Origin of the sequence: Massilia aquatica (assembly GCF_011682045.1) — a bacterium.
Lineage (GTDB): Bacteria > Pseudomonadota > Gammaproteobacteria > Burkholderiales > Burkholderiaceae_D > Telluria_A > Telluria_A aquatica.
This window is the reverse complement of sequence record NZ_VVIW01000019.1, coordinates 15,319-28,112: the sequence shown is the minus strand read 5'-3', so window position 1 is coordinate 28,112 and position 12,794 is coordinate 15,319. Positions and strand designations below refer to the sequence as shown.

10 protein-coding genes are annotated in these 12,794 nt (G+C 65.9%); 9 read left to right on the top strand and 1 reads right to left on the bottom strand.

All coding sequences use genetic code 11. The annotated features are described in order from the left end of the window. Positions 1-16 precede the first annotated feature (16 nt). The 4 genes from F1609_RS24920 (at position 17) to F1609_RS24905 (ending at position 5,448) form a co-directional block, all read left to right on the top strand. Positions 17-1,663, top strand: coding sequence for a hypothetical protein (locus F1609_RS24920; protein WP_167079350.1), 1,647 nt, complete (start codon positions 17-19; stop codon positions 1,661-1,663). A 112-nt stretch (positions 1,664-1,775) separates the two neighbouring features. Continuing rightward, positions 1,776-2,240: a hypothetical protein gene (locus F1609_RS24915; protein WP_167079349.1), complete on the top strand. Its 465-nt coding sequence runs from the start codon at positions 1,776-1,778 to the stop codon at positions 2,238-2,240. Continuing rightward, complete coding sequence (locus F1609_RS24910) at positions 2,237-2,458, top strand: helix-turn-helix transcriptional regulator (protein WP_196785488.1); 222 nt, start codon at positions 2,237-2,239, stop codon at positions 2,456-2,458. Before F1609_RS24915 ends, F1609_RS24910 begins: the two co-directional genes overlap by 4 nt. Positions 2,459-2,586: 128 nt before the next feature. Beyond that, entirely contained in the window at positions 2,587-5,448 is a 2,862-nt protein-coding gene (locus F1609_RS24905) for a hypothetical protein (RefSeq protein WP_167079348.1), read from the top strand. Positions 5,449-5,589: 141 nt separating this feature from the next. On the opposite strand, the gene F1609_RS24900 is transcribed toward F1609_RS24905, so the two are convergent. Further along, on the bottom strand, positions 5,590-6,504 hold the full coding sequence (locus tag F1609_RS24900) for a LysR family transcriptional regulator (RefSeq protein ID WP_167079347.1): 915 nt from the start codon (positions 6,502-6,504) through the stop codon (positions 5,590-5,592). Positions 6,505-6,822: 318 nt separating this feature from the next. On the opposite strand from F1609_RS24900, the gene F1609_RS24895 reads away from it, so the two are divergent. Genes F1609_RS24895 through F1609_RS24875 form a run of 5 tightly spaced genes read left to right on the top strand, consistent with a single transcriptional unit; the run spans position 6,823 to position 12,764 of the window. After that, entirely contained in the window at positions 6,823-9,078 is a 2,256-nt protein-coding gene (locus tag F1609_RS24895; protein WP_370661674.1) for a TonB-dependent receptor, read from the top strand. A 14-nt stretch (positions 9,079-9,092) separates the two neighbouring features. After that, on the top strand, positions 9,093-10,028 hold the full coding sequence (locus tag F1609_RS24890) for an alpha/beta fold hydrolase (RefSeq protein ID WP_370661673.1): 936 nt from the start codon (positions 9,093-9,095) through the stop codon (positions 10,026-10,028). A 57-nt stretch (positions 10,029-10,085) separates the two neighbouring features. Beyond that, positions 10,086-11,279, top strand: coding sequence for a substrate-binding domain-containing protein (locus F1609_RS24885; RefSeq protein WP_167079344.1), 1,194 nt, complete (start codon positions 10,086-10,088; stop codon positions 11,277-11,279). Next, a complete protein-coding gene (locus F1609_RS24880; RefSeq protein ID WP_167079343.1) occupies positions 11,276-12,046 on the top strand; it encodes an ABC transporter ATP-binding protein in 771 nt (256 codons plus the stop codon). The genes F1609_RS24885 and F1609_RS24880 overlap by 4 nt, the downstream gene beginning before the upstream one ends. Then, positions 12,039-12,764 (top strand): ABC transporter ATP-binding protein, encoded by a 726-nt coding sequence (locus F1609_RS24875; protein ID WP_167079342.1) that lies wholly within the window; start codon positions 12,039-12,041, stop codon positions 12,762-12,764. The genes F1609_RS24880 and F1609_RS24875 overlap by 8 nt, the downstream gene beginning before the upstream one ends. Positions 12,765-12,794 lie beyond the last annotated feature (30 nt).

Genomic DNA, 12,794 nt, shown 5'->3' with positions numbered 1-12,794 from the left:
ACACGGAAGGTTCAGCATGGACATCTCCCAGATCACCGCGCCCGCGGCACGCGCCGCCAGCCTGGTCGCCCCGGTCGCCACGAGCCGTACCGTCGCCATCGAGCAAGCCCAAAACCTGAGTTTCCTCGGCGTCGCGCCCACCACGGTAGACCTGTCGAGCTCCGGACGGTTCCTGTCGCTGGCCTCGCTATTCCAGAAAAAGACGCTCGACTTGCAAACCTCGGTCGCTGCCAACACCGATACCTCGAAGGCCTTTGCCGACGCGGCCGTATCGGCGGCCGCCATGGCCGGCGCATTCACCGAATTGCAGACCAGCGCGGTCGACAGCAACGGCCTGCCGACCGACAGCCTGGACGGCCAATCGCTGCAATCGCAATTTTTCCAGCAACTTGGCGGCACGCCGGACGATGCCGAAGCAAGCCTGGCCGCCATCGGCCTGACGTTCTCGCCGGCGACAGGCACTGCCCCCGGCGCGCTGAGCGTGGACGAGACCTTGCTTGAGGACGCGTTCGGCCAGGACCCGGGGGCCACGTCGGCACTGCTGGAACGCGCCGCCGGCGCCTTCTTGAACGTGGTCGGCACGCAAATCCAGGCACAAGTTGCCAACCTCTCTTTCCTGGACGACGATAGCGTGTTCGGCGCCGCCTTGCCGCTTCCTGGCGCTGCTTCTCAAGACATTGCCGCCGCCCCAAGCTATCCCATGGCGCAGCCGGCCAGCTATACGGACAATATGTTCCTCCAGAACCTGGTGAGCGAAAGTTTGCGCACTGAAGATCCGTTGCCTGTTCCTGTGGCCGACCTGATCGGCGATGATGTATTTCCCATGCAGGCCAATCCGATTGCCTCGCCGCAAGCGGAGGCCGTGGCTGCGGGTGTGCGCGGCGCAGCGCTGGCGGAAGCGCCAGTGGCAGCGGCCATCGCCGCGAGCAGCGCCAACGTGGTCCCGGCCGACGTGCGCCAGCCCGCTACGCCGGCTGCAACGGTAGCGCCCCCGGCAGCGGCGGCGACGCCGGCTGCGCAAGACCGGCTCGAGCCCCTGCCGCCAGGTACCACGCCGGCAGCGGCCACGGCGGCCGAACCCGACACCACGGCAGGCAACGCCGCCGGCGTCGCCCAACAGGCGCGCGTTCTGGCGCAACAGTTGCAGGCGGAACGCGAAGCGGCGCGGGAGCTCGACGAGAAAATCGCCGGCGCCAGCGACGCCGTGCGCGCCGCGCTGGCCGACGACATCGCCCGGCGCGACGCCAGCAGGGTCGGCCTGCTCAATGCGGAAAGTGCCAGGGCACAGCAACGCGTGGACCAGCCGCAGCCAGCCATCAGCGCCCCGCTGGCGCCGGAGCGGTTTGCGCGGCCCGCGGACACCGTGCGCACGGCCACGGCCGCGCAGTCAGCCACGGCCCCCCCGGATGCGGACCGGCCAACCACGCCACAGCCACCGCTTGTGCCGGCGCCGGAGCAGGCGCTGCTGGCCGCGCGCGACCCGGCAATTGCGGCCGCCATCGCTGCCTACCACATCAACACCGGTCCATTTGCGGCGCAAAACGGCAGGCCCGAAACGCCACCGCCCAAGGCCAGGCCGGTTGCACCGGTTGCCGCCGTCACCAGGGTGGACGCCGCCGAGGCGCTCGGCACGCCAGGCGACGCCTCGGCACCGTTGCGGTAACACCAGACACGCCGGTCATGGATGGTCGAAAGCACAAAAAAGACACCGATAGGTTACTTTTTATCCCAATCATGGTACATTTTACGCATCCCAACCATGATCCGGAGCCAGCATGAACGCCACCAAACCGACCATTGACGACTGCGTGCAACAAGGCCGCACCGTGCTTGCTGTCATTTTTGCCGCCTTGCTGACGGTAGCCGCGCTGGCGCTGGCGTCGGCCTTCGGCGTGCTCGGCGCGTGGAGCGAACGCCTGCAAGATGCCGCGCCAATGGTGCCTCTGGCCATCATCCTGTTCTGCGCATGGGTGCGCCATCAGCACAGCCACCCCGGCGGCAGCGCGGCACGCAAGTTACTCTGGCAAGCCATGTTCCAGGACGAATTCAGGCAGCAAAGCATGGCCCGCGCCCTGCGCTTTGCCCTGGTCTTCCTGGTGCTCGTTCAACTGCCCCTGGCCTTGTTGCTGGAGAGCCAGACCGCGCAGCCGCAACTGGTCCTCATGGCCTGCCTGAGCATGCTCACCGGCGCCACCGCCTTCCTCGGCGCCTTCCTTTATATTGGACGCGGCGCGGCATGAGCGATGTTCCCGTACTGCGCAACGCGCTCAAGGTCCAGCGCGCCATGCACGACCTGACCCAGGCCGCACTGGCCGAGCGCATCAAGGTCAGCCGCAAGAGCATCAACGCCATCGAAACCGGCAACATGGTCCCATCGGTGGTGCTCGCATTGAAACTGGCAGCCACTTTTAATGTCCCGCTCGAAACCTTGTTCCAGCTGGAACCGGAAAACCCCTGACACTTGCAGCGCGACATTCCAAACAGCCCGCGAGTTGAGCCAGGTCGGTTTTAACACTGATGCAGGCGGAACTCCGGGGCGCCATCCCGGCCGATGATGACCCTTCACCTTCATCACCGGGAGATATCATGACGCAAGCTACCGCCAATGCCGAGGAACTGTTCCGCTTCGCCACCACCAGGGCGCCCAACCCGACGCCGGCGCAAGCAGGACTCCTCGAACTGCCGGACCAATCGAACGTCGCCGCATGGATCGGCTCCGCCGCCGAGCTGGACTTCACCGCTGAGCTGGACATCCTGAGCGCGCACTGGAGCGCGCTGGTCAAGCGCACGCCCGAGGCCATCGCGGCCGACCTGGAGGCCGCGCGCCAGGGCCAGCTGACCCTGGCCGCCGAGACCCTGTTCCCGATCGCCCAAAACGTGGTGGGCGACGTCCCCGCCTTGCAAACCGCCTTGTGGCGTTACTACCTGCAAGGGATCGCCTCCGGCAAAGCCAGCAGCGCCCAGTTGCAGCGTGCCCAGCAGTTGCTGGGGCAAGTCACCCTGCTGCAAAAAATCCTCGCTGGCGACCAGGCCGCCCTGTCGCCGGAATCGGTGCAGGCCGCCCTCAATCCCGCCATCGCCCTGCCGGCCGCATTCGAAGAACAGATGCGCCTGCGCCGCGAACAGCAAGGCGCCGAGCAAAACGCGGCCGGCGACAACACCGCCGACGAGCAGGACCGGATCCTCGCCGACCTGCTCAAGCAGATCGACACCCTGGTCCAGCTGGAACGGCGCCTCGTCGCCGCACTCGATCAGATGACCGCCGGCGGCCCGCACGCGCCCGGCATGCCCGGCACCGGCGGCCCCTCGGAACTGCAAAAAGTGTTCCGCACCCAGCCAGCGGCCGACATCGACCAGCAGTTCCGCGCCGACAACGCCAACCTGATGCAGGAGCTGGCCGACGCCAGCGTCCCCACCACCAACCAGAGCACCTTCGACCTGCTCGACGAGGTGCGGCGCCGGATTGCCAGCGGCGTCGCGAGCGCCGCCGCCACACCCGCGGGCGGCCCCGCCTCGGCAGCCGTGCTAGCCGCCATTCCGGAACTCGGCGCGCTGATTCCCGCCGTTCCCGCGTTCAAGCCGGGCGCCATCCCGACCATGAAGTTCGGCATCCGTCCGGTCGGCGTGGCCGACCTGCGCGTGGTGCGCCAGGTACTGGTAGGCTACGAAAAAGGCGAGCTGGCCAACATCCACAACGTCCTGCAAGGTGAAGAGCACGAGCACTTTCACTCGCGCCTGAGCCGCGCCGACGAAAGCACCGGCAACTACGACGACGGCGACGCCGAAGTCTCGCAGGAACAAACCGGCTTCGAGCGCTTCGACATGGGCCAGTCGGCCTTCGAGACGGCGCGCAAGCAGCAGGACCGCAACGCCAGCATCAACCTGACCTCCAACTACGGTACCGTCAACGCCCAGGCCTCGACCTTCATGAACAACTCGAACGGCGGCGACCAGTCGCGCGGCGCCGACCTGCGCCAGGCGCGCGAGATCATCGACCGCGCCGTCGCCCTGGTGCGCCAACGGGTCGGACGGCAGCGCTTCCGCACCCGCAGCGCCGAAGTCTACGAAAGCGACGTGGTGCGCCACAGCGCGCCGGCGGCCACCGTGCGCGCCCAGTACCGCTGGGTCGACAAGGTGTACCAGGCGCAGGTGTTCACCTACGGTGCGCGCGCCATGTACGAAGTGATGGTGCCGGCGCCGGCTGCCATGTTCCGCCACCTGCTGGCCCAGCAGCCCGGCTTTGGCGGGCACGCCGGCCCGGCCCCGGTCAAGCCGGTCCTGCGTCCGGCCGACATCACCGACGCCACCTGGCTGGCCATCGCCGACCGCTTCAACGTGACCCTGCCGCCGCCGCCGACGGCCGCCATCACCGAATACGCCAGCCTGACCTATCCGGGCGGCGGCGCCGGCGGCACCGCCCTGAGCGGCGTGTTCAACTCGCCGCGCGCGCTGGAACAGGGCTATGCGGCGGCGGCGGCCGGCGTGTCGATGACCTGGTACGGCGTCGACAACCAGTCCGGCATTACCGCCAGCGTCGGCACCAGGCTGTTTTCGAGCAGCCCGGCCGGCGCCACGCCGATTGCGGCGCAGGCCATCGGCACCAACAGCGGCGCGGTCAGCTACAACGCCAGCGGCTGGGGCCAGCTCGACCAGTTCACGGTCAACTTCTACCTGGTCTGGGCCCGCACCAAGATCGCGCTCGAGAAGTGGCAGCTGGAATGCCTCCAGATCATCAACGACCAATACGAGGCCGACCTGAAACAGCACCGCGCCCTGCTGGCGGCGCGCGTTGAAGAAGACGATGCGTCCGCAGCGCTGAGCGAAGAACAGATGCGCACCATCGAACGCACCGAACTCAAACGCGCGGTGCTGGAAATCGTACGCAGCGGCAGTGGACAGGCCGCGCCGCCTTCGGCCATCGTGATCGGCAGCGCACCGGCCATCGCGCCGGAGCGCCTGGAGCAGGCGGCGCGCGAAGTGCGCTTCTTCGAGTACGCTTTCGAGTGGGATCAGGTGACGTACACCTTCTTCCCGTACTTCTGGAGCGAGGGTGCGCAGCAGTGGGCCGCGTCGCGCTTCGAGCCGCAGGGAGACAGCGTGTTCACGGCGTTCCTGAACGCCGGGTTCGCGTCGGTGATCCTGCCGGTGCGCCAGGGGTATGAAGACGCGGCCGCGCTGTACCTGCAGACCGGGATCGTGTCGGACATCGCCGTGGTGCCGGCCGACCGCGTGCTGGCCGATCTGAACCGCGAAGTGCGGCTGGTCAACCAGAATACGCCGATGGAAGGTTCGCCCGAAGGCGCCGCCTGGACCTATCGCGTGCCGACCATGCTGACGGTGCTCGATGACGGGACCGACATCGCGTTTCCCAAGCTGGCGCAGCCGGCCGACCAGGCGGAATACATCCTGGTGCCACCGGTGTTGATTGACGATAGCCCGGAGGCCTGAGTCCAGTAGTGCGTTCTCTTAGCTGATACAACCCGTCGTTTCTGCCGGTGGCAGGAACGACGGGCATAAAGTCAGCAGCAAGCAATCTCACGCTTCCCCGCCTGCTGGGCATTTTTCCTGATCATGCTTCCCTCCTAAAGATCACCGCCGCTCCTCCCGCCCATGCACAAACAAGGACGGCTGCCGGTCCGAATACTCCCTGAGCAAATTCCACACCGCCCTGACCCGCTGCAAGCGGTACAAATCGGTCGGCGCAGCCAGCCAGAACGAGCGCTCCGCGAAAAACTGGTCCAGCACCGGCACCAGCCGCCCGTCGTCCGGCACCGCATACGGCGGCGCCATGATCAAGCCCATTCCCAGCGCCGCCGCCTCCACCTGCGCGGTCATCCCGGTGCAGCACAGCCTGCGCCTCGGCGTGAACCCCAATTCGTTGAGATAACTGAGCTCGCGGCTGGCCAGCCGGTCCTGCACATAATCGACAAAATCGTGGCGCGCCAGATCGGCGTGCTCGCGGATCGGCGGATGGCGCGCCAGGTACGCGGGCGACGCGTACAGATAGAAACGGAACGACGCCAGCCGCGTGATCATGTAGCGCCCGGTGCTGGGCGGATCGAGCATCACGCCCAGATCGGCCTCGCGGTTGGCCAGGTTGGCAAAGCGCGGCAGTACCAGCAGGTCGATGCTCAGGTCCGGATGCGTCTGCAGCAGCCCCACCAGCAGCGGCGCCACCACGCGCACGCCGAACACTTCCGGCACGCCCAGCCGCACCACGCCGTGCGCCGCCACTTCGGTGCCGCCCAGCTGCTCGGTGGCGGCCAGCGCCGCGCTTTCCATCGCTTCGGCATGCGGCAACAGCGCCTGGCCCATCTCGGTCAGCTCGTATCCCTCGCGGCTGCGGTCGAACAAGGTGGTGCCGAGCTGGATTTCGAGCCGGTCGATGCGGCGCGCCACGGTCGTGTGTTCGACCCCCAGCCGGCGCGACGCACCGGACAAGGTACCGGCGCGCGCCAGCTCCAGGAAGAAACGCAGGTCTGTCCACTCAGGCAAGGTATTCATGGAAACAATGTCTGTTATTCACCGTGAATATTGTGCACCAGTGCACACCGCGCGCGCAATCTTTTGATTTTTATGTATTGATAAAACGCAAACTCGCGCTGGAACGCGCTGCTGCGAAAACGATAAGTTGCAAAAATCACTACTGTGCATTTTTGCACAGTGCTTGGGCGTTTCGTTATCTTTCGCGCAAATTCGAATCGGGGCACACTGCAAGGCTTCATTTCCGGCTTACCGCATTGTCCAAAAAAATTCCAGGAGACAAACACCATGCGCATGACCACCGTTCGACACTTTCCCCTACATCGTATAGCCTGCGCCGTGCTGGTACTGTCCGGTGGCGCGCTGGGCCCGGCGCAGGCGCAGACCGCGTCGGGCGCTCCGGCCGCCGACACCATCCAGGATGCCGGCGTGGTCACCGTCAGCGCCCGCCGCCGCCCCGAAAACCTGCAGGACGTGCCAGTTTCCGTCACCGCGTTCGGCGGCGACCAGCTCTCCAAGCAGGGCACGCCCGACATTACCGCCCTCGCCCTGTCGATTCCGAACACCACCCTGAAAGCCTCGCGCGCCACCAATTCGACCCTGACCGCCTTCATTCGCGGCGTCGGCCAGCAAGACCCGCTGGCCGGCTTCGAAGCCGGCGTCGGCATCTACCTCGACGATATTTACCTGGCCCGCCCGCAGGCAGCCGTGACCGACATCTACGACGTCGAGCGCATCGAAGTGCTGCGCGGCCCGCAAGGCACCCTGTACGGCCGCAACACCATCGGCGGCGCGGTCAAGTACGTTACGCGCAAACTCGGCTCCAGGACCGATATCCGCGGCCGCGTCACGCTGGGCGACTACAAGCAGCGCGAAGCGGTGCTCACGGCCAGCACGCCCTTGTCTGAAACGGTACGCGTGGGCGGCTCGGTGGCCCGCTTCAAGCGCGACGGCTACGGGCGCAACCTGGTTACCGGCGCCCCCAACTACGACAAGGACATGACCGCCGGGCGCCTGTCGGCGGAATTGACGCCCACACCCGAACTGTTCATCCGCCTCGCGGCCGACGCCACCCAAGACGATTCGAGCCCGCGCAACGGCCACCGGGTGACGGTCGGGCGCACCAGCGGCGCGCCGATCCTGGAGAACGTGTTCGACACGCGCGCCAACCTGACCCGCGCGCTCGGGCAGGAGCAGGAGGTCAGCGCCCATGGCTGGTCGGCGCTGCTGGAATACACCCTCAGCCCGCAACTGAGCGTCAAGTCGGTCACCGCCTCGCGCCGCGACAAGTCGTACGCGCCGATCGACTTCGACTCGCTGCCGGTGGTCGACTTCGAAGTGCCCGCGCTGTACAAGAACAAACAGTTCAGCCAGGAATTCCAGCTCACCTACACCGGCGACAAGGTCCAGGGCGTGGCCGGCGTGTACTACATCGACGCCAACGCCTTCAACATCTTCGACACCGTGCTGGCCGGTGCGTTCCCCAGTTCGACCTACACCCTGGGCGATATCGACACCAAGGCCTGGGCCGTGTTCGCCGACGCCAACTATAAATACAACGAGGCGCTCAGCTTCTCGCTGGGCGGGCGCTACACGGTCGACAAGCGCGAAGCGAGCATCCTGCGCCAGATCTACCTGGGCCTGAACGGCTCGCCGGGAATGGGCAACGCCAACGCCGTGCTGTTCCGCACCGACACCGACTTCACCCATGGCGAACTGGAACGCGAAGACAAGAAGTTCACGCCCAAGGTCGGCATGGCCTACAAGGCCAGCGCCAACCAGAACATCTACGCCAGCTGGGCGCGCGGCTTCAAGGGCGGCGGTTTCGATCCGCGCATGAACGTGGTCGGCACCAAAATCAGCGACGCCACCGCGCGCGCCGGCTACCTGCCCGAAACCATCGACACGCTCGAACTCGGCCTCAAGTCGTCTTATAACAACAACCGCATCCTGACCAACATCGCCCTGTTCGACAGCAAGTACAAGGATGTGCAGATTCCCGGTTCGGTGGAGGTCGACACCAACAACGACGGCCGCCCCGACAGCTTCGCCGGCGTGACCACCAACGCCGGCAAGGCCAAGATCCGCGGCGTCGAAATCGAGGCGAGCGCGAAGCTGAGCAATGCCCTGAGCGTGACCGGCATGCTTAGCCACATCAAGGCCGAATACACCCAGTTCCTGACCTCGCAACTGGTGGGCGGCGTGCCGGCGCTGGTCAACGTGGCCGGCGAGCGCTTTTTCCAGAACACGCCGAAGAACTCGGCCAACCTGCGCGCCACTTACGACATTGCCCTGCCGATGATGGGCCGCAGCGGCACCGCCAGCATCAGCGGCAGCGCCTCCTACAAGGACGACACCAGCCAGTTCGAATACGTCTCGGTGCTCGACCAGCCGGGCTACACCCTGTACGACCTGAGCCTGACCTGGACCAGCGCAGACAGCAAGATCCGCGCCGGCCTGCACGGCAAGAACCTGGGCGACAAACGCTATCGCACCGGGGGCTACGTCTTTCCGAACCTCGGCAGGGAAGGCGTGCTGACGGCCTTTTACGGCGCCCCGCGCACCGTCTCGGCCACCCTCGAATACCGGTTCTGAACATGGGAGTTTCGGTGCATGAACACGATGGCGTCCACGCCGCCCACTTTCCCCCGGCCGCCAACGAAGCGCAAGTGGCCCGGCAATTCAACGATGTCAGCTACCTCAGCGACGATGGCCTGACCCTGTACGCGCGCGACTATCCCGGCCACGGCGGGCGCGCGCGCCTGCCCGTCATCTGCATCCACGGGCTGACGCGCAACTCGGGCGACTTCGACGAACTGGCGCCATGGATCGCCAGCCTGGGGCGGCGCGTGCTGGCGCTCGACGTGCGCGGGCGCGGCCACTCGGCGCGCGACCCCGACCCGGCCCACTACAACCCGGCGGTGTACGCCGGCGACGTGATCAAGCTGGCGCACGACCTGGGCATCGAGCGCGCCGTGTTCGTCGGCACCTCGATGGGCGGCATCATCACCATGACCCTGGCGCTACGGCGCCTGAAACTCATCGCCGCCGCCATCCTCAACGACGTCGGCCCGGTGATCTCGCAAAAAGGCCTGTCGCGCATCGCCACCTACGCCGGCAAGGGCGCCACCATGCTGACCTGGGAACAGGCGGCCGAGTACATGCGCGACATCAACCAGCCGGCCTTTCCATCGAACGACATGGCCGAATGGAACAAGTGGGCGCGCCGCGCCTTCAGCGAAAACGATGCCGGCCACCTGGTGCTGCGCTACGACCCGAACATCGCCCTGCCCCTGCAAAACGGCAAGCTCAAACCGTCGTCGTTGACTTCGCGCATGGCGTTCCGGCGCCTGGCGCGCAACCGCCCCACCTTGCTGGTGCGCGGCAGCCTGTCGGACCTGGTCGAGCCGGAACAGGCCAGTTACATGCAGCGCGCCGCCCCAGGCATGCAGTACGCCGAAGTGCCCGGCGTGGGCCACGCGCCGATGCTGACCGAAGCGCCGGCGCGGCAGGCGATCGAACGCTTCCTGGCGCAGGTCGACTGAAGCAATTCAAGCCGCACCATATAAATACATAAAACAGCCATCCCAAGAGGAGACACGATGTACAAATTCAACACCCTGGCAGCCGCCGTCCTGGCCACCTTGGCGACCACCCTGGCAACGCCCGCGCTGGCCGCGGCCGACCTGAAAATCGCCCTCATCGCCGGCAAGACCGGCATTCTGGAAACCTATGCCAAGGAAACCGAAACCGGCTTCATGATGGGCCTTGAGTACCTCACTGGCGGCAAGATGGAAATCAACGGCCGTAAGCTCAAGGTGATCGTCAAGGACGACCAGAGCAAGCCCGACCTGGGCCGCACCCTGCTGGCCGAAGCCTACGGCGACGACAAGGCCGACATTGCGGTCGGCACCACTTCGTCGGGCTCGGCCATCGCCATGCTGCCGGTGGCGCAGGAATACAAGAAAATCCTGATCATCGAACCGGCCGTAGCCGACGCCATCACCGGCGACAAATGGAATCGCTATATCTTCCGCACCGCGCGCAGTTCGATGCAGGATGCGCTGGCCGCCGCCAGCACGCTCAAGGCCGGCAGTGTGGCCTTCCTGGCGCAGGATTACGCCTTCGGCAAGGATGCGGTCAAGGCCGGCCGCGAAGCGCTGACGGCTACCGGCAGCAAGGCCCAGGTGGTGCACGAGGAATACGCGCCCCAGAGCACCAGCGACTTCACGGCCCCGGCCCAGCGCATCTTCGACGCCCTGAAAAACAAGCCCGAACCGCGCCTCTTGCAAATCGTCTGGGCCGGCCCGAATCCGATGAACAAGCTGGCCGACATGAAGCCCGAGCGCTACGGCGTCATCCTGTCGCCGGGCGGGAACATCCTGCCGGTGATGAAAACCTGGAAGAACTTCGCCGGCACCCAGGGCACCATCTACTACTACCACGGTTTTCCGAAGAACAAAATGAACGACTGGTTCGTGGCCGAACACAGCAAGCGTTTCAAGGGCCCGCCCGACATGTTCACCGCCGGCGGCTTCGCGGCGGCCAGCGCGGTCGTCACCGCGTTGACCCGCGCCAACTCGGGCGACACCGAAAAACTGATCGCCGCCATGGAAGGCATGGATTTCGAGACGCCCAAGGGCAAGATGACCTTCCGCAAGGAAGACCACCAGGCGCTGCAGTCGATGTACCACTTCAAGATCAAGAAGGATCAAAAGAACGAGTGGGACTTGCTGGAACTGGTGCGCGAAATCCCGGCCAGCGAATTGCCGCTGCCGGTGAGGAACAAGCGATGACGCCGGCGGCCATGCCGTCGCTGTCCACGCGCAAGCTGAGCATTCGCTTCGGCGGGCACGTGGCGGTCAACCAGGTCAGCGCCGACTTCTATCCCGGCACCCTGACCGTGATCGTCGGCCCCAACGGCGCCGGCAAGACGACCTACTTCAACCTGATGTCGGGCCAGTTGCCGGCCACCTCGGGCACGGTGCTGCTCGACGGCGCCGACATCACCCGCTTCGGTGCGGCCAAACGCACCGCGCTCGGCATCGGGCGCGCCTTCCAGCTGACCAACCTGTTTCCGCTGCTCACGGTGGCCGAAAACGTGCGCCTGGCGGTGCAAAGCCGCGCAGGCACCGGCATGAACATGTTTTCAAGATGGTCCAGCCACCAGGACCTGATCGTGCGCGCCGACTATTACCTCGAACGCGTCTCCATGGCCAGCCGGCGCGATACGCGCGTGGCGGCCCTCTCGCACGGCGACAAGCGCAAGCTGGAAGTGGCGATCCTGCTGGCCCTGGAGCCGGCCGTGATGATGTTCGACGAACCGACCGCCGGCATGAGCGTGGACGAAGTGCCGGTCGTGCTCGACCTGATCCACCAGGTCAAGGCCGAGCGCAACAAGACGATTTTGCTGGTCGAACACAAGATGGACGTGGTGCGCTCGCTGGCCGACCGCATCATCGTCTTGCACAACGGTACCCTGGTGGCCGACGGCAATCCGGCCGAGGTGATGGCCTCGGCCATCGTGCAAGAAGCTTACCTTGGGACGCCCGAGCATGTCTGATCCAATCCTTCAACTCAGCGGGGTCCACACCCACATCGGGGAATACCACATCCTGCAAGGGGTCGACCTGACCGTGCCGCGCGGCGGCCTGTCGGTGCTGCTGGGCCGCAACGGAGCCGGCAAGACTACCACCTTGCGCACCATCATGGGGCTATGGAAAGCCTCCGCCGGCACGGTGCGCTTCGACGGCCACGACATCACCGCCCTGCCCACGCCCGACATCGCCCAGCTCGGCATTGCCTACGTGCCCGAATCGATGGCCGTGTTTTCCGACCTGACCGTGCGCGAAAACCTGTATCTGGCCGCGCGCAACGGGCCGCTCAGCGAAGCGCGCGTGGAATGGATCTTCGGCTTCTTTCCGGCGCTGCGCAAATTCTGGCACTACCCGGCCGGCAATTTGTCTGGCGGGCAAAAGCAGATGGTGGCGATCGCCCGCGCCATCGTCGAGCCGCGCAAGCTGATCCTGATCGACGAGCCGACCAAGGGCCTGGCCCCGGCCATTATCCAGAGCCTGATCGCCGCCTTCCGCGAACTCAAGCAGACCGACACCACCATTTTGCTGGTCGAGCAGAACTTCAGCTTCGTCAAGCACCTGGGCGACACGGTCTCGGTGATGGACGACGGCAAGGTGGTGCACGCCGGCGCCATGCGCGAACTGGTCGAGGACGACAACTTGCAGCAACGCCTGCTCGGGCTTTCGCTGAGCGCACATCAATAATGAACACGGAGACCAAGCACGTGACCACCA

Coding starts and splice junctions, on each gene's coding strand:
- F1609_RS24900 (WP_167079347.1), bottom strand. CDS start 6,504: ATGAATACCTTGCCTGAGTGGACAGACCTGCGTTTCTTCCTGGAGCTG.
- F1609_RS24905 (WP_167079348.1), top strand. CDS start 2,587: ATGACGCAAGCTACCGCCAATGCCGAGGAACTGTTCCGCTTCGCCACC.
- F1609_RS24920 (WP_167079350.1), top strand. CDS start 17: ATGGACATCTCCCAGATCACCGCGCCCGCGGCACGCGCCGCCAGCCTG.
- F1609_RS24910 (WP_196785488.1), top strand. CDS start 2,237: ATGAGCGATGTTCCCGTACTGCGCAACGCGCTCAAGGTCCAGCGCGCC.
- F1609_RS24885 (WP_167079344.1), top strand. CDS start 10,086: ATGTACAAATTCAACACCCTGGCAGCCGCCGTCCTGGCCACCTTGGCG.
- F1609_RS24880 (WP_167079343.1), top strand. CDS start 11,276: ATGACGCCGGCGGCCATGCCGTCGCTGTCCACGCGCAAGCTGAGCATT.
- F1609_RS24915 (WP_167079349.1), top strand. CDS start 1,776: ATGAACGCCACCAAACCGACCATTGACGACTGCGTGCAACAAGGCCGC.
- F1609_RS24875 (WP_167079342.1), top strand. CDS start 12,039: ATGTCTGATCCAATCCTTCAACTCAGCGGGGTCCACACCCACATCGGG.